Consider the following 16,499-nt stretch of genomic DNA (forward strand, 5'->3'; position numbering starts at 1 on the left):
CCCCTCTGCCGCCGATATATCGGCGGAGGGGTGACGTTATCGCACTATGGCGCTGAACGTCATCCGTCCCGTGGGCGCGTTGGCTTTCCATCGCAGATCGGTCACATCTTCGGGGGCCGCCACCCGGCTGCCCACCCGCAGATTATCGAGTGCGCCCCAGCTGCGCCCACCATCGACAGATACCTCGATCATATCGTTTCCTGCTCGCTGGAACAGCAGAGTGGGAGGGATTCTGCTCGATACGGTAAACCTGCGATTCGCGTTGTGGGCCTGCCATGCGAGGACGAGAACCACTTTATCGCCACGTTGCAGGGTGGTGGCCGGCTCGATCGAGCGTGAACCGTTTATTGCCCGCTCGACATAAACGGCTCGATCTATTGTGACCGGGGTTTGCGCCACGGCTGCTGTCGACAGGGCACAGGCGATGACGCCCAGTCCGATAACTCCACGCATGTCATTTGCTCCGCCTGATCCCCCGATGAGGACAGCGGATGACTGCCGGAATATGGTTAATATCCCGTAGACTGAAGGCGGTGCAAAAAACCTTCAAAAATGCCTGTTACGACCGGTTGACAGCCCGTGCTGCAGGCCGTAGTGGCGCGTCTCCCAAGAGGCGCTGCCGCTTGAATGCGCGGGTGTAGCTCAGTTGGTTAGAGTATCGGCCTGTCACGCCGAGGGTCGCGGGTTCAAGTCCCGTCACTCGCGCCACTTGGGAATCTTTCTTCGGAAACGATGAAAATCGGGGCGTTGGTGCTTAGCGCCAGCGCCCTGTTTCCATCCATGCCAGAAATCGTTTGAGTGGCAGGATCCAGACGATCCCCAGCACGATATAGACCATTGTCTGCAACAGCGTGTGCCAGCCCGCGATCAGATCGGGCACATACCGCGCAATAACCAGCGCATAGGCAGCCACCCCCAGCAACATACCTAGAATACCAAGCGAGATACGCAGCGTTGGTTCGGTTCTCATGCAAATGGTCCGTAAAGGCGTGTGGGGGTGACGACTGCTGACAGGGGGATGTCGTGTTCTTCCGTCGGCAGAGAATCGGCAAGCTGACAGTCCCATGCCAGCCCGATGGCAGTGGAGCCAGGATGTCGGGCCAACCAGCGGTCATAATGGCCGCCCCCCTGACCAAGGCGGTGGCCACTGTCCGTAAAGCCCACCAAGGGTACGAACACCACGTCGGGCACCAGAACCGGCGCCTCCGATCCCGGTTGTTTTAGCCCGAAAGGACCGTTTTCCAGATCGGTTTCCCCGAACGGATCGCAGTGGGTGGCAAATTCCATCGGCGCATCGTCAGCGGCAAATCGGGGAAGTGCGATTCGGTGGCCACGTTCGATGTAGTATTTCGCGTAATTCCCTGCCGGTGCTTCGAGCGGGGTTGCCCGATAAAGACCGATGATTGCATCATCTGGAACCAATGCCGCCAAAGGGGCGGGCGGTGTACGGAACAACAGTGCACGCGTAACAGCGGGCAGGGCGGCCACATGTATCTTGCGTTCGGATCGCAATCGTTTGCGGAGGGTTGGCTTATCGGTCACGCAGGCACTTATCTCCCGGACATTTGCCCTGTTATAAGGTGAGTGGCGGAACCACCATGGGTCGGTTTCCGGGAAATCCTCTGACGCCTAAGGTGTCAGGTGGGCGCCATGTGCCTCGGGGCCGGGCCCTATTTCAGGCCCCGCACCCCGGACAGGGACGGCTCCCTTGGATTGCTTATAGCCCCAGGGATTTTCTGCAGGTTCGTGCCGGGCAGTCCCGCCGCTGCCTATTTAGGATGTGGTTTCCTTACCCTCAAGCCGGTCGGCACAGATTTCGAGCTGTTCGGCAAATCTTTCCAATGCCACGGCAAGATTTGGGTCATCTGCATCAGGCAAGGGCGATTTTCCCGATGCGGCCGCGCTCTTATGTGCCTTGTTCTCTTCAATAAGGTCGGTGATTTGCGCGCTTAATGCAGCGCGTTGCGTTTCGTGTTCGGCAATCTGCTGAGTCAACGCTTCGATCTGGCTGCCCGCACCCTCCATTTCACCGGTGGGTTGAGAGCTGCTGCCTTTCAGACGAACGATCTCGGATTCGAGGTCTGCAATAGTGCTACTAAGTGCGTTCAGTTCGACTTCGGTGAATTGCGCGGTGCACTCGGCCTGCTCTTTAGCGGTGATCGCCTTGCTGGCATTTTCCTTTGCCTCATGCGCTTCGTCAGCCAGCATCAGGGATGCGAAGAGCAGATTTTGTGCATCTTGGGTGCCAAGGTGCCCCATCGATTCAAGTTTGGCATTAACCAGCGTGGCAAGATTGCGAACGCGGTCCTCTTCTCCCTGAGCGCAAGCGACGCGATAGACGCGCCCGCCAACGGTGACGGATACCTCGCTCATTGTTCGATATCTGCAATGAGCGTGTCGAGTTCTTTCAGTGCGGCGATCACGGTTTCACGCATGGTTTCGTGTTCGTCCACGAGTCTGGACACCGAAAGCGGTTGAGTGTGCACTTCCTCCGACGCTGCCGCGATCCGCGTCAGTGCGGATTCGATCCGCCGGGTTGCTGCTTCGATACGATCGCCGCTCATGCGCTTTAGATACGCAAATTAGCGCCTCTACGCAAAGGGTTGGGGTGGGCTGTTGATAACTCGCGTGAGGCGAAGCGGGCGCGGTTTCGGTCGGGTGGGCCGGGGAAGCGGGGGAGGGGTCGCTTGACCTTCCTCCGCCTGTCCGCAAGAGGGATGCGCGCGCGACGAATCGCCTTGTTTTCTCTCTGCCGGAGCATTGCCCATGACCATCGACCCGTCCCGTCTCGCGCCGATGGCGAACGCCATTCGCGCCCTGTCGATGGACGCGGTTCAGGCCGCTAATTCCGGGCATCCAGGAATGCCCATGGGCATGGCCGATGTCGCCACAGTCCTGTGGTCCAGATATCTGAAATTCGACCCGAAGGCACCTGATTGGGCCGATCGTGATCGCTTCGTGCTGAGTGCTGGACATGGATCGATGCTGATCTACAGCCTGCTGCACCTGAGCGGATACGATGCGCCGACGATGGACGATATCCGCAATTTCCGTCAACTCGGCAGCCCGTGCGCCGGACACCCGGAAAACTTTCTGTTGCCCGGCGTCGAATGCACGACCGGCCCGCTCGGTCAGGGGTTGGCGATGGCCGTCGGCATGGCGATTGCCGAACGCCATCTGAACGGTGTGTTCGGAGACGATCTCGTCGATCACGATACCTGGGTCGTTGCAGGCGACGGTTGCCTGATGGAAGGCATCAATCACGAGGCAATCGGGCTGGCGGGCAATCTCCGCCTCGGGCATCTCAAGGTGCTGTGGGATTCCAACGCGATCACAATCGACGGATCTACCGATCTGTCGACCTGCGAAGATATCCCTGCGCGTTACCGAGACACCGGCTGGAATGTCGTCGAATGTGACGGGCACGATTTTACCGATATCGACCGTGCCCTTGGTGCAGCGAAAGCTGAAACGGCCAAGCCCACGCTGGTGGTGTGCCGGACCGTGATCGGGAAGGGCGCACCCAACAAACAGGGCACGAGTGCAACACACGGCGCGCCGCTTGGAGCAGAGGAAATTGCCGCGGCACGTGCCGAACTGGGATGGACCGCTGCGCCGTTCGAAATTCCTGCTGAAATCGCCGCAGACTGGTGCAAGACAGGTGAGCGCGGTGCCACTTCGCGTCAGGAATGGAATGCGCGTCTCGATGCCTCGTCCGACAAGGCCGAGTTTGAGCGTCGCATGGCAGGCGATCTGCCAGAAGGCGACGTGGTGGCCGCCGCGTTCTCCGCCTGGCTTTCGGGCGATAAAAAGGTCGCAACCCGCAAGGCATCCGAACTTGCTCTCGATGTTTTGACTCCGCTTTTGCCGGAAATGGTTGGCGGATCGGCGGATCTCACCGGGTCGAACAACACGAAAACCAAGGCGACAACGCCGCTGACCGCCAGCGATTATACCGGGCGCTATGTCTATTACGGCATTCGCGAATTCGGCATGGCTGCGGCGATGAACGGTATGGCGCTGCATGGCGGGGTGATCCCGTATGGTGGCACGTTCCTGATCTTCAGCGATTATTGCCGAAATGCCGTGCGTCTTTCAGCCTTGCAGCAGATTCGCGCGATCTACGTGTTCACGCATGACAGCATCGGACTGGGCGAAGATGGACCGACCCATCAGCCGGTGGAGCAGGTTATGAGCCTGCGGATGATACCGAATCTCAATGTATTCCGTCCGTGTGACATCATTGAAACGGCTGAATGCTGGCAACTTGCCTTGCAAGATAAGGGAACGCCTTCGGTTCTCGCGCTCAGCCGTCAGAATCTCCCGCAACTGCGTCACGAGGGCGATATGTTGAGCGCGCGCGGTGCTTACCGCCTGCGGGCGGCAAAGGCGGGGCGTAAAGTCGTGCTGATCGGCACCGGTTCCGAGGTCGAGCTGGCGTGCAACGTGGCGGACGCTCTCGAAGCGCAGGGCATTGGTGCCGACGTGGTTTCGATGCCTAGCATGGAACTGTTCGAGCAACAGGATGCGGCGTATCAGGCGGATATTCTTCCGACTGATGCTCTGAAGGTTTCGATCGAAGCCGGGGTAACAATGGGTTGGGAACGCTACACCGGTTGCGATGGCTTGCAGATCGGCCTCAACCGGTTTGGTGCGTCGGCCCCCGCCGAGGAATTGTTCACCAAGTTCGGTTTCACTGTGGATGCAATCGTCCCGCAAATCACAAATAAACTCAACGGATAAGCAGGAGCTCTTCTCATGGCGACCAAAGTTGCGATCAACGGTTTCGGACGTATCGGGCGGCTTGTCGCGCGCGCTCTGCTGGAGCGCGATGATCACGATCTGGAACTCGTTTCGATCAACGATCTCGCAGACACCAAATCCAATGCCCTGCTGTTCCAGTATGACAGCACCCACGGCCGTTTCCCTGGTACGGTTGAGGTTGATGGCAACGATCTGATCGTCAATGGCAAGCGCATTCACGTAACCAGCGAGCGTGATCCGGGCAATTTGCCGCATAAGGCAAATGGCATCGACATTGCGCTCGAATGCACAGGATTCTTCCAGTCGGATGAGAAAAGCCGCCCACACCTCGCTGCAGGTGCCAAGCGTGTGCTGATCTCGGCCCCGGCTACCGGTGTGTCGGCCACGATTGTCTATGGCGTGAATCAGGATACACTGACAGCTGACGATGTGATCGTGTCGAATGCAAGCTGCACGACCAACTGTCTCGCACCGGTGGCCAAGGTTCTCGACGATGCGGTGGGCATCGAACGTGGCTTCATGACCACGATCCACTCCTACACCAATGATCAGCGCATGCTCGACCAGATGCACAGCGATATGCGCCGTGCCCGTGGTGGCGCACAGAATATGATCCCGACCACGACCGGCGCGGCCCGTGCGGTTGGCCTTGTGCTTCCCCAGCTCAAGGGCAAGCTCGATGGGTCGTCGGTGCGCGTACCGACACCGAATGTTTCGCTGATCGATCTGGTGTTCACGCCCAAGCGCGATGTAACAGCGGAAGAGCTGAACGCTGCGTTGAAGGCTGCCTCGGAAGGCGCGATGAAAGGTGTTCTGGCCTACACCGATCAACCGCTGGTTTCGAGTGACTTCAATCACTACCCCGCCAGCTCGACCGTCGATTCGCTGGAGACCGCGGTGCTCGAAGGCAAGCTGGCCCGCGTGGTGAGCTGGTACGACAACGAGTGGGGCTTCTCCAACCGCATGATCGACACCGCTGGCGTGATGGCGAAGCTGATCTGAGCACTGCCTTCCTCCCGAAAGCGGGGAGGGGAGCGACCGACCGTGGTGGAGGGGCGCCTGCCACGGTCCGAATTATCCGCGGGCGCCCCTTCATCCCGCGCCTTGCGGGGTTCCTCTCTCCTGGCGGGGAGAATGGGAGTCGAAAATGCCCAAGTTCAAGACGCTCGACGATATCGGTGATGTGCGTGGCAAGGTCGCGCTGGTGAGGGTCGATCTCAACCTGCCGATGAAAGACGGTCGCGCAACCGATGTGACCCGGGTTCAGGCAAGCGCCCCGACCATTCTTGAACTGGCCGACAAGGGGGCCAAGGTGCTGCTGCTGGCGCACTTCGGACGCCCCAAGGGGCAGCGGCATTCGACGATGAGCACCAGTATGGTGCAGGGCGATGTGGAGCGTGTGCTCGATCGCGAAATCATGTTCATTCCAGAGGTCGCCGGGCCGGTGGTGGAACAGGCGATCGGCATTTTGCGCGATGGCGATATCGGCTTGCTGGATAACGTCCGCTTCTGGCCGGGCGAGGAAGCCAACGATCCCGAATTCGCTGAGGCGATTGCTGCCCATGGCGATTTTTATGTTAACGATGCGTTTTCGGCGGCGCACCGGGCACACGCAAGCACGGAAGGGCTGGCGCATCTTCTGCCCGCCTATGCCGGCCGCGCGATGGAAGCGGAGCTGACCGCGTTGGACAAGGCGCTTGGTAACCCGGAAACGCCTGTTGCCGCGGTGGTTGGCGGCGCGAAAGTCAGTTCAAAGCTTGCTGTTCTCGAACATCTCGTCGGCAAAGTGCAGCATCTGATCATCGGCGGGGGAATGGCGAACACGTTTCTTGCCGCGCGCGGTGTCGATGTCGGCAAGAGTTTGTGTGAGCACGATCTGACTGGCACGGCAAACACAATTCTGGATACCGCTTGCCATGCCGGATGCACCGTTCATTTGCCGTATGATGTAGTCGTCGCGAAAGAATTTGCCGCTAATCCAGCGAGCCTGCGTACATGTAACGTGCACGAGGTGGCAGCTGACGAGATGATCCTCGACGTAGGGCCGCTCGCAGTGGAAGCGTTGGGAGATGTGCTGAAAACCTGTCGCACTCTGGTGTGGAATGGCCCGATGGGGGCATTTGAAACCGAACCGTTCGATGCAGCCACTGTGGCTCTGGCGCGGACTGCGGCGGCACTGACGCAGGATGGTTCGCTGGTATCGGTCGCCGGTGGCGGGGATACGGTCGCAGCGCTAAACCACGCCGGCGTTGCGCGTGATTTCACCTATATTTCAACTGCTGGTGGCGCTTTCCTCGAATGGATGGAAGGCAAAGTTCTGCCGGGCGTAGCGGCATTGGAAGCATGAGCGAAGAACCGACAGTTATTGGCGCGGGCAGCAATCTGTCCGACGTGAACGAGGGCGAATGGGCCGGGTGGCAAACCTGGTCGGGAGACGCTTTCGAGCAGCGCGCCGGGCCGTTCTACGAACGCCGTGAGGAAAATGGCGGCATGGTCAGCGCCTTCCGCGCTGAAAAGCGGCACATGAACGGTGCTGGATTCATGCACGGCGGCTGCCTGATGACATTCGCGGATTCCGCGTTGTTCACCATCGCCACTGACGAAATGGCGGGCGCGCGCGGTGTTACGCTGCAACTCGCGGGGGATTTCCTCGCTCCCGTAGCTGTGGGCCAACTCGTCGAGGCGCGCGGTGCAGTGACGCGCGGTGGAGGCAAAACTGTGTTTGTCCGGGGAATGATAACGGCGGATGGGGCGCCTGCGCTAACTTTCAATGGCATTATCCGCAAGGTCGGCACACGTAGCTGACACTGCTGTTGCCCTGCGGGGCTGTGCTGGCTAAAGGCCTCGCGCCACCTTCTGCATTCGTATGCACAATACCCGGAGCAGTCAGATGAATCATCAGGAAATGACCGATCGCATTGCCAATGGGCAGGGATTTATTGCCGCACTCGACCAGTCTGGCGGGTCCACACCAAAGGCATTGCGCGGTTACGGCATTACTGACGAATCCTGGAATGGCGACGATGAGATGTTTGCAGCGATCCATGAAATGCGGAGCCGGATCATCGAGAGTCCGTGTTTCGGAAACGGTAAGGTGATCGGCGCGATCCTGTTCGAGAAAACGATGGATGGGGTGAGTGGTGGCAAGCCGGTGCCGACACGTCTGGCCGAACGCGGCGTTGTGCCGTTCATCAAGGTCGACAAGGGGCTGGAAGAAGAAGCAAACGGCGTTCAGCTGATGAAACCGAATCCGGGCCTTGAAGACCTTTGTAACCGGGCCAGGGCACTTGGCGTGTTCGGCACCAAGATGCGTTCGGTCATCAAGGCGGTCAACCCCGTGGGTATTCGCCAGATCGTCGATCAGCAGTTCGCTGAGGGCGCGCGCATTCTTTCGACCGGGCTGGTGCCCATGCTTGAGCCGGAATACGATATCACTGCGACGGACCGGGCAGAAGGTGAGGTGATCCTGCGTGATGAAATCCTGTCGCATCTCGATGCGTTGCCCGACGGGCAGAAAGTGATGCTCAAGCTGTCGATCCCTGTTGAGGCCAATCTTTACGCGCCTTTGATCGCACATCCCAAGGTGTTGCGGGTTGTGGCACTGTCGGGCGGATATTCGACCGATGAGGCATGTGAAAAACTGGCGCAGAACGCTGGAATGATTGCAAGCTTCAGCCGTGGTCTGCTGCAGGATTTGCGCCATGGGCAATCGGATGCGGAATTCGATGGCACGCTAGGCAGCGCAATCGACCAAATTCACGCTGCTTCAGTGGCTTAATTTTTCGCTAGCAGAATACCTTAGGATACTTGGATACTCAGTTTGGCTGTTGCCGCTTTGGGTATCCTAAGTTCCACGGGATCATTGCTCAGCGGGCTTCATAGCGGAAGCGATAGGTATCGCTCGCAATTTCATCCCCCGTCATCTTCTCTGGCAACACCTGTACCAGAGCAAACTTGCGATCGTGGGTGCCATAGGTTTCGCCAAGGGTCAGATCTTTGGTTTCGCGCCAGCCAGCTCCATCGATCCGCGTCCTGACAACCATGCGCCCGGCCCACATACACCGGGCATTGGCCGGGCAGCGGCTGTCTTCGACCACGGATTTGGATGTCAGGACCAGATCGCCAACCTGAGCAGGCTGATCGAACGGCACTGCGTAGCCTGCAGGTTGAGGTGGGCGATCTACATTGGGTGCGTTGGGGATGACCGCGCAGGCGCCCAGTGTGGCGCTTACGAAAACGAGAATTGCGAACGTCTTCATGTAATCAGATGAGCAGCTTGCCGCTTTCGCATCTCTGAATGGTGACGAATGCCGCGCAAGCGACTAACACCCGCAGCATGACCGATTGCCAACTCTATCTGATATCGCCGCTTGACGTTGGCGGCTCGTTTCCCGACCGTCTGGCGTCCGCTCTGTCCGCGGGTGACGTGGCGGCGTTTCAGTTTCGGGTAAAGGACGTTGATCAGCATACTGCGGCAACCCTTGCAGGCCCGCTGCAAGAGATTTGCGCGGCGAAAGGTTGCGCCTTTATTGTCAACGATTCCATCGCTTTGGCAAAGCGATTGGGTGCCGATGGTGTCCATCTGGGACAGGGCGATGGCGATCCCCGCGAAGCGCGCGAAGAATTGGGCCGCGAGGCGCAGATCGGTGTGACATGCCATGCGAGCCGCCACCTCGCCCTCGAAGCCGGGGATGCGGGTGCGGATTACGTCGCCTTCGGCAGCTTTTTCCCATCGACCACCAAGACCAGCGAACACCGCCCGGAACTGGAACTGCTGACCTGGTGGCAGACAATGGTCGAAATTCCCTGCGTCGCAATTGGCGGCATAACGCCGCAGAATTGTGGCCCGATCATACAGGCCGGTGCTGACTTTCTTGCGGTGTCGCAGGCGGTGTGGGGAGGCAACGAAGCTGATGCTGTACGTGCGTTCCACCGCGCTATGCAGGAGTATGCTTTTCAACCTGAAGATTAGGTGTAAGGAACATGCAATATTAGCCCAGGATAGAGGGTTCGATCATTGCCTGACACTCCGCCTCCCGCCGGGAAACCGCCACGCGAACTGACCTGGCGTGCCTTGTTACTCGGGGGAGCGCTGACATTTATATTCACGGCAGCAAACGTCTATTTCGGCCTGAGGGTCGGATTGACGTTCTCGACCGCTTTGCCGGCGGCAGTCATTTCGATGGCCCTGCTACGCGGTTTTAAAGACAATTCACTGGTCGAAAACAACATTACGCAAACCCTTGCCAGTGCGGCGGGCGCTGTTGCGACGATGATTTTCATTCTCCCTGGCCTCGTCATGGTCGGCTGGTGGAGCGACTTTCCATACTGGACGACTGTAGCGGTCAGCTTCGTCGGCGGAACGTTGGGAGTGATGATGTCGGTCCCGCTGCGGAGGGCGCTGGTGGTCAATTCGCCGCTCCCATACCCGGAGGGGATCGCGGGGGCCGAAGTCCTGCGCGTGGGCGGCCGCAGCGAAGAAGGCGCGGAAGAAAATCGCTTCGGTCTGCGGACAATGCTGTTTGGCGGAGCGCTGAGTGTGGTGATGTCCACTTTGATCGCGCTCAAGCTGGCTGCTGACGAAATCGGGCGAACGTTCCGTGTGGGCGACGGCGCCACGGGTGTGTCGTTCACTGTTTCGCTGGGTCTGCTGGCGATCGGGCATCTGATTGGCCTGTCAGCGGGTATCGCCTTGCTTGTCGGGACGTTCGTGTCGTGGGGTGTGTTGCTACCCTGGCGAACCGCTATCGATGGAGGAGGTGGGGCGATCGATACGCTGGTCGGGGCCGTGTTCTCCAGTGATGTAAGATTTATAGGCGCAGGTGCTATCGCGGTGGCATCGCTATGGACTCTTCTCAAACTGGTGAAGCCGATTGCAGAAGGTCTTGCTGGGATTGTTGCGTCAAACCGTGCGCGGAGGTCAGGGGTTGAGGTGCCATTGGTCGAACGCGATTTGCCGGGGAGCGTCGTGCTTGGCACAGTTGTACTGTCTGCTCTGCCGATAGTTTGGTTGCTGTGGCGCTTTGCAGAAGGCGGCCCGGTGATGGACATTCTGCCGCTCGCGCTCGGTGCGTCGCTGGCGTTCATCTTCGTTGTTGGGGCGGTGGTGGCCGCTGTGACAGGGTATATGGCCGGGTTGGTTGGCACATCGAACAGTCCTGTATCCGGGGTGGGCATCCTGTCGATCATCATAGCGGCGGTGATGATTGCACTGCTATTTCCAGGGCAGCATAGTGCGGAAGACGCGCAGGCGCTCGTCGCCTATGCGTTGTTTACGACGGCATTTGTGTTTGGAATCGCGCTGATTTCCAATGACAACCTTCAGGATTTGAAAACTGGCCAACTGGTTGGTTCGACTCCATGGAAGCAGCAGTTGGCGCTCGTGCTGGGAGTTGCGGCGGGTAGTCTCGTTATCCCACCGGTGCTCAATTTGTTGAGCGCAACGATGGGGTTCGCCGGCGCGCCCGGTGCAGGTCCGGATGCCTTACCCGCGCCGCAAGCCTCGCTCATTTCCAGCCTGGCCCAAGGCGTTCTCGGCGGGACGCTGCGTTGGGACCTAGTTGGTTTAGGTGGCGCAATTATCGCTGGATTCATCGTTATCGATGAGCTGTTGGGGAAACGCCCGGCGAAAGACGGTGCAAAGCCTTTCCGCCTGCCCCCATTGGCTGTGGCCATGGGGATGTATTTGCCAATCTCCCTTATCGTTCCGACTGCAACCGGTGCCATTCTTGGCCATCGGTGGGATAGTCGCGCAGAAAAAAGTGCCCGGCCCGAATTCATGAAGCGCAGTGGTGTGCTTCTGGTGACAGGCATGATCGTCGGCGATAGTTTATTTGGCCTCGGCTATGCTGCGGCAGTCGCGGGGCTTGGGAGCGATCCTTTGGCTGTGGTGGGCGAAGGATTCGCTCCAGCGGCGCAAATACTTGCACCGTTGGTGCTGATTGCAATTGTCTGGTGGGGTTACGCGGGCACCCGGGCCGGTGCTGAACGCGTGGCATAACCGTCTGTAACACCCCTGAGTAGGCTGTGAGATGTCGGAGCAGCAGACGCCCACGATGATCTATATCTGATCGGGCGGAGCGCGCTCGTGCTGGTTGTGTCGCAATCGACAAATGCGGCAGTTATCGCGTAAAGAAGCAGCGATGACTGTCCTTGATCGCATTGCAACCATTCTCATCACGGCAACCGTCACTTCGGCGGCGTGGATCGTTGCCGGGGGCAGTGTGCTCGATCTGGCAGGCTCGTCCAGTCAGATTGCACGTACCCGGCCTGCGGATGCCCAACCTAGTCCGAAATCGAGCGACGTCCCCGCTGTTGAGAATGCCTCTGGCGAGAAAATGAGCGCTCCCCCTCTGGAGACAGAGGATCTGACGGCTCCGAATGACACCGAGGCACAGCAGATTATCGTGCCGGTCCTAAATGTTCGGCCCAGTGATTTAAGCGACACCTTTGTTGACGAACGTGAAGGGGGAAAACAAATCCATCATGCGCTCGACATCATGGCTCCCGAAGGGACGACGGTTGTCGCCGCTGCCCCAGGCAAGATCGAAAAAATGTTCAGGTCGCAGGTCGGCGGGAATACGCTCTATGTCCGGTCGGCAGATGGGCGCACCATCTACTATTACGCTCATCTGGCCGAATATGCGCCGGGCTTGAAAGAAGGGCAGAAAATACGTCGCGGCCAAAGGCTGGGCGCGGTGGGACATACGGGAAATGCCAGTGAAGAAGCGCCTCACCTTCATTTTGCCATTATGCGAACGACACCGGATGCGAAATGGTGGGAAGCCGCCGCTGCGGTTAATCCGTATCCGATTTTGACCGGGAAGCGTTCAAAGTAATTGGAATCGGGCCCCGTACGCATCGCACGCTGCTCAGTTCTCCCGATACGTTTAGCAGGCTGAGGGTATTGGCGCTGGTGCGTTCGAACCGCGCGCCCAGCATCGGCCCCCGCGTAAAATGCACCTGATCGCCCGTCAGCAGATAAGTGCCGTGACCATTTGGGTTTTCATAGCTGGAGTTATTGATCGTCTCGAACCAACTGTCAGGGATGGGCAATACTGCCGGGCCAGCGGCATCCCCCGGCACCTCACAAATCCAGCGACCATGAGGCAGAGTGTCGAGCTTGCCATTCAGGGGGTCTGATTTATCAGATGCAGGTGCTGCGGTGCCCAGCATCGCGGCAATGACAGGCAGGATCGCAAGAAGTTTCATCACCTCTTACGCTAGCATTGTAGACATCCCTGTGCCACCCTCCTTGCTCATACGCTTGCTTGCGGCTAAGGCGCGCGGCGCAGACGCTGGCATACATGCCGCCCGTCCTCCCATTACAGAAGGCGCAACACTCCCATGAAAATCAGCGGTGTGGACATTCGTCCCGGTAATATTCTCGAATATGAAGGCGGCATTTGGAAAGTTGCCAAGATCCAGCACACCCAGCCGGGGAAGGGCGGCGCCTACATGCAGGTCGAAATGAAGAACCTGCAGGATGGCCGCAAAACAAACGTCCGCTTCCGCAGCGCCGACACGGTTGAGAAAGTCCGTCTCGATACGAAGGACTATCAGTTCCTCTATGAAGATGGCGACATGCTCGTGTTCATGGATCAGGAAAGCTACGAGCAGATCAACCTGCCAAGCGACCTGTTGGGCGATGCGCGTCCGTTTTTGCAAGATGGCATGCAGGTGAAGCTCGAACTGTGGGAAGAAAAGCCCATCAGCGTGGAATTGCCGCAACAAGTTGAAGCAACGATTGTGGAAGCGGATGCGGTTGTGAAGGGGCAGACCGCTTCTTCCAGTTACAAGCCCGCGATTCTCGACAATGGCGTGCGGATCATGGTTCCGCCCCATATCGAAAGCGGTACGCGGATCGTTGTCGACGTTTACGAACAAGCCTACATCGGCAAGGCGAACTGAGGCAGTAATGGCAGCCGTACCTGGCATAATCCGCGTTATGGAAAAGGCCGCCCGCAAGGCGGGTGGCCGCTTGCGCCGCGACTTCGGTGAAGTTGAGCATTTGCAGGTGAGCCGCAAGGGGCCGAGCGACTTCGTTTCCAAGGCCGACCAGATCGCTGAACGGACAATCTATGATGAACTGCTTCACGCACGGCCCGATTGGGGTTTTGTGCTGGAGGAAGCTGGGATCATCGAAGGTGATCCGAACAAGCCGCGTTGGATCATCGATCCGCTGGATGGAACAAGCAATTTTCTCCACGGGATTCCGCACTTTGCAATCTCGATTGCCGTGCAGGAGCCTAAGCTGGACGGCTCGGGCTGGGGCGAAGTGACCGCTGCAGTCGTCTATCAACCGATAACCGACGAGACGTTCTGGGCGGAAAAGACCCGTGGCGCCTGGCTTCATGACGGGCGCCTGCGGGTATCGTCGCGCTCCCGTCTGCACGAAGCATTGGTTGCCACAGGCACTCCGTTTCAAGGGCACGGCGACTTCGCGGAATGGGTCAAGATATTCGCGGCAATCGGGCCGCAAATTGCCGGTATTCGCCGTTATGGCGCGGCTTCGCTCGATCTCGCATGGTTGGCTGCCGGTCGCTATGACGGTTTCTGGGAAAGCGACTTGAGCCCGTGGGACACAGCCGCGGGGTGCCTTCTGGTGCGCGAGGCTGGCGGATTTGTGACGGATTTCCGGGGACGTAGCTTGCCCATTTGCGATAAGCAGGTGCTGGCTGGCAATGACGGGCTACACTCCAAACTGCACAAAGTTTTGACTGGGGCGTTGAAGACTTAACGACATTGCTTGCAGGCGCGTCGCGACCACGCTAGGCCGCGCGCGCCCGGAGCCTCCGTGGCGGAATTGGTAGACGCGAACGACTCAAAATCGTTTTTCTACGGAAGTGCCGGTTCGAGTCCGGCCGGGGGCACCACAACAGACGGCAACCAAAGTGCTTGTATTCGGGTTGTCAGTCTGTGATTTCAGGAGCTGATGCTCCCAACTCCCTCTCCCCATGCCATCGCTGCAATTATTGTCACGATCGGAATGTTCGTCGCTTTCGCCCGGGCGAAAATGTCGACTGAAATTGTTTCGCTAATGACAATCGCGGTGATTGCGGTGGGGCTCTATTTCTTCCCGCTTCCGGACAGCCAGCCGACAGAAGGGCTGGCTCTCGCTTTCTCCGGTTTCGGGCACTACGCGCTGATTACTATTTGCGCGCTTATGATTATGGGGCGCGGTCTCGTAGTGACTGGTGCGCTTGATCCGGTCGCTCGCGTTCTGGAGCGGGTGTTCAAGTTTAATCTGCAACTTGGGCTGTTGCTGTCGCTGGTCATGGCTTTCTGCCTTTCGATGGTGGTCAACGACACGCCGGTTCTGGTGCTGTTGCTGCCGATCTTCGTCAGCCTGGCTGCGCGTGGTGCGATGCCGGCTTCCAAAACGCTTATTCCACTCAATGCCGCAGTCCTGATCGGCGGAATGGGGACCACAATAGGGACGTCGACTAACCTGCTGGTTGTGTCGATCGCGCGCGATCTCGGTATGCCGCACATGAACGTGTTTCATTTTACCCCTATCGTTTTGATGGCTGCCTTGGTCGCCTTGCCATACCTCTGGCTGGTAATGCCGCGTCTGTTGGGGGATAATCGCGTTGCCGACATAGCGGAAAAGCGGCGCTTTCATGCGCGCCTCAGGCTAGGCGAAGATAGCATCCTGACCGGTCAGGAGCTATCCACCGTTTTACCGCGCCTGCCGGCCGATCTTGAATTTCATGAAGCGCCTATAGGCCCGCTCCAGCCGCAGCAGCGACTGGCGATTTCCGGTACGCACGAGGCACTGGAAGAAGCGATGCGAACCCTGAAAGGGGAGATCGCGCCCGCCTGGGTGATTGATCGAATCCGGCAACAGTCGTCCGAGATCGGTGCTGATATCAATGTCGTAGAGGTGAGCGTTACGGCAGATTCGCGTCTGATCGGACGAACATTGCCAAGTTCTGGCGTGGCCGATTTATATGGCGTCGCGGTATTGGGAATTCACCGTCCGCATACTCTGTTGGGTGAACGCGATCAGTATAGCGAAGGTGGTGACCTTCGGATATCCGAAGGGGATGTAATGCTGGTGATGGGGCTTCTCCCCGCAATCGAGGAGTTCGCCCGCGCAGATAGTTTGCTCATCCTTGCAGGTAAACGGGAAATGCCGCGTCGCTCGAAGGCGGCCTTGGCAGGGGGCATAATGCTGGGTTCGGTTGGCCTGGCATCGATCGGCCTGCTGCCCATCGCCATTTCCGCGCTGGCTGGAGCGATCCTGATGTTCGTGACCGGTTGTGTGCGGTTCGACAGGGTGGGACGGGCGCTGTCAGCCAAAGTGATTGTTCTGGTCGCGGCGTCGATTGCGTTGGGACGTCTCGTACTCGAATCCGGGGCGGCCGATTGGCTGGGGCAAACGTTATCGCTGGGCCTGCAGTTCTTGCCGCCTGCCGCGGTACTGGCGGCAATCATGCTGTTCGTCACGCTGCTGACGAACTTCGCATCGAACGCGACCGCAGCAACGGTTGGCACACCGATCGCCTTTAGCATCGCTGAAAAGCTGGGCTTGCCTGCGGAGCCACTGATCCTGGCGGTCCTGTTCGGTTGCAATCTTTGTTACGCCACGCCGATCGCTTACCAGACCAATATGCTTATCATGGCCGAAGGCAGCTATGAGTTTCGGGATTACATTCGCACCGGGGTTCCGCTGGTATTGCTGATGGTCGCCACGCTGTCCATTTTGCTGGTCAGCACTTACGGGATGTAAT

The 16,499-nt window shown here is 58.7% G+C and carries 18 protein-coding genes, 2 tRNA genes and 1 other RNA gene; 13 read left to right on the forward strand and 8 right to left on the reverse strand.

All coding sequences use genetic code 11. The features are described from left to right. Positions 1 to 36 precede the first annotated feature (36 nt). Positions 37 to 453 carry a hypothetical protein gene (locus tag D6858_RS10795; RefSeq protein ID WP_120110052.1) on the reverse strand — a complete coding sequence of 139 codons (417 nt, stop codon included), beginning with the start codon at positions 451 to 453 and terminating at the stop codon, positions 37 to 39. 178 nt (positions 454 to 631) lie between these two features. On the opposite strand from D6858_RS10795, the gene D6858_RS10800 reads away from it, so the two are divergent. Then, positions 632 to 708 (forward strand) — tRNA-Asp (locus D6858_RS10800). Positions 709 to 754: 46 nt separating this feature from the next. Here D6858_RS10800 and D6858_RS10805 read toward each other — a convergent pair. From D6858_RS10805 to D6858_RS10820, 5 genes are all read right to left on the reverse strand, one after another. Then, positions 755 to 970: a DUF2842 domain-containing protein gene (locus D6858_RS10805; protein ID WP_120110054.1), complete on the reverse strand. Its 216-nt coding sequence runs from the start codon at positions 968 to 970 to the stop codon at positions 755 to 757. Next, positions 967 to 1,542: a 5-formyltetrahydrofolate cyclo-ligase gene (locus D6858_RS10810; RefSeq protein WP_225081538.1), complete on the reverse strand. Its 576-nt coding sequence runs from the start codon at positions 1,540 to 1,542 to the stop codon at positions 967 to 969. The genes D6858_RS10805 and D6858_RS10810 overlap by 4 nt, the downstream gene beginning before the upstream one ends. A 44-nt stretch (positions 1,543 to 1,586) precedes the next feature. Continuing rightward, positions 1,587 to 1,763: non-coding RNA, 6S RNA (ssrS, locus tag D6858_RS16360), on the reverse strand. Positions 1,764 to 1,773: 10 nt separating this feature from the next. Then, positions 1,774 to 2,373, reverse strand: coding sequence for a cell division protein ZapA (locus tag D6858_RS10815; protein WP_120110056.1), 600 nt, complete (start codon positions 2,371 to 2,373; stop codon positions 1,774 to 1,776). Continuing rightward, positions 2,370 to 2,564, reverse strand: coding sequence for a hypothetical protein (locus D6858_RS10820; RefSeq protein ID WP_120110058.1), 195 nt, complete (start codon positions 2,562 to 2,564; stop codon positions 2,370 to 2,372). Before D6858_RS10820 ends, D6858_RS10815 begins: the two co-directional genes overlap by 4 nt. A 202-nt stretch (positions 2,565 to 2,766) precedes the next feature. Between D6858_RS10820 and tkt the strand changes: the two genes are divergently transcribed. From tkt to D6858_RS10845, 5 genes are all read left to right on the forward strand, one after another. Next, complete coding sequence (gene tkt / locus D6858_RS10825; protein WP_120110061.1) at positions 2,767 to 4,743, forward strand: transketolase; 1,977 nt, start codon at positions 2,767 to 2,769, stop codon at positions 4,741 to 4,743. Positions 4,744 to 4,758: 15 nt separating this feature from the next. After that, entirely contained in the window at positions 4,759 to 5,766 is a 1,008-nt protein-coding gene (gene gap, locus D6858_RS10830) for a type I glyceraldehyde-3-phosphate dehydrogenase (protein WP_120110063.1), read from the forward strand. Between the two features lie 145 nt (positions 5,767 to 5,911). After that, positions 5,912 to 7,111 (forward strand): phosphoglycerate kinase, encoded by a 1,200-nt coding sequence (locus D6858_RS10835; protein ID WP_120110066.1) that lies wholly within the window; start codon positions 5,912 to 5,914, stop codon positions 7,109 to 7,111. Further along, complete coding sequence (locus D6858_RS10840) at positions 7,108 to 7,569, forward strand: PaaI family thioesterase (RefSeq protein ID WP_120110068.1); 462 nt, start codon at positions 7,108 to 7,110, stop codon at positions 7,567 to 7,569. The genes D6858_RS10835 and D6858_RS10840 overlap by 4 nt, the downstream gene beginning before the upstream one ends. Positions 7,570 to 7,654: 85 nt before the next feature. Beyond that, complete coding sequence (locus D6858_RS10845; RefSeq protein WP_120110070.1) at positions 7,655 to 8,542, forward strand: fructose bisphosphate aldolase; 888 nt, start codon at positions 7,655 to 7,657, stop codon at positions 8,540 to 8,542. An 88-nt stretch (positions 8,543 to 8,630) separates the two neighbouring features. Here the strand turns inward: D6858_RS10845 and D6858_RS10850 are convergent, their stop codons facing one another. Then, on the reverse strand, positions 8,631 to 9,023 hold the full coding sequence (locus D6858_RS10850; protein WP_120110072.1) for a hypothetical protein: 393 nt from the start codon (positions 9,021 to 9,023) through the stop codon (positions 8,631 to 8,633). Positions 9,024 to 9,061: 38 nt separating this feature from the next. Between D6858_RS10850 and thiE the strand changes: the two genes are divergently transcribed. The 3 genes from thiE to D6858_RS10865 all read left to right on the forward strand — a co-directional run bounded on the left by thiE (position 9,062) and on the right by D6858_RS10865 (position 12,602). After that, positions 9,062 to 9,736 (forward strand): thiamine phosphate synthase, encoded by a 675-nt coding sequence (gene thiE / locus D6858_RS10855; RefSeq protein WP_120110074.1) that lies wholly within the window; start codon positions 9,062 to 9,064, stop codon positions 9,734 to 9,736. Positions 9,737 to 9,781: 45 nt separating this feature from the next. Further along, positions 9,782 to 11,764 (forward strand): OPT family oligopeptide transporter, encoded by a 1,983-nt coding sequence (locus tag D6858_RS10860; RefSeq protein WP_276308689.1) that lies wholly within the window; start codon positions 9,782 to 9,784, stop codon positions 11,762 to 11,764. A 94-nt stretch (positions 11,765 to 11,858) separates the two neighbouring features. Next, positions 11,859 to 12,602: a M23 family metallopeptidase gene (locus tag D6858_RS10865; protein WP_240623818.1), complete on the forward strand. Its 744-nt coding sequence runs from the start codon at positions 11,859 to 11,861 to the stop codon at positions 12,600 to 12,602. On the opposite strand, the gene D6858_RS15640 is transcribed toward D6858_RS10865, so the two are convergent. After that, a complete protein-coding gene (locus D6858_RS15640) occupies positions 12,562 to 12,975 on the reverse strand; it encodes an elongation factor P (RefSeq protein ID WP_133305279.1) in 414 nt (137 codons plus the stop codon). The two genes, D6858_RS10865 and D6858_RS15640, sit on opposite strands and share 41 nt — an antisense overlap. Before the next feature lie 135 nt (positions 12,976 to 13,110). On the opposite strand from D6858_RS15640, the gene efp reads away from it, so the two are divergent. The 4 genes from efp to D6858_RS10890 all read left to right on the forward strand — a co-directional run bounded on the left by efp (position 13,111) and on the right by D6858_RS10890 (position 16,498). Then, positions 13,111 to 13,674, forward strand: a complete 564-nt coding sequence (gene efp / locus D6858_RS10875; protein WP_120110079.1) for an elongation factor P — start codon at positions 13,111 to 13,113, stop codon at positions 13,672 to 13,674. 7 nt (positions 13,675 to 13,681) lie between these two features. Then, a complete protein-coding gene (locus tag D6858_RS10880) occupies positions 13,682 to 14,503 on the forward strand; it encodes an inositol monophosphatase family protein (protein WP_120110081.1) in 822 nt (273 codons plus the stop codon). Positions 14,504 to 14,554: 51 nt separating this feature from the next. Next, positions 14,555 to 14,639: transfer RNA gene (locus tag D6858_RS10885), tRNA-Leu, on the forward strand. A 59-nt stretch (positions 14,640 to 14,698) separates the two neighbouring features. Then, complete coding sequence (locus D6858_RS10890) at positions 14,699 to 16,498, forward strand: SLC13 family permease (protein WP_120110083.1); 1,800 nt, start codon at positions 14,699 to 14,701, stop codon at positions 16,496 to 16,498. The last annotated feature ends 1 nt before the right edge of the window (position 16,499 follow it).

It is taken from the genome of Tsuneonella suprasediminis (assembly GCF_003605755.1).
GTDB lineage: Bacteria > Pseudomonadota > Alphaproteobacteria > Sphingomonadales > Sphingomonadaceae > Tsuneonella > Tsuneonella suprasediminis.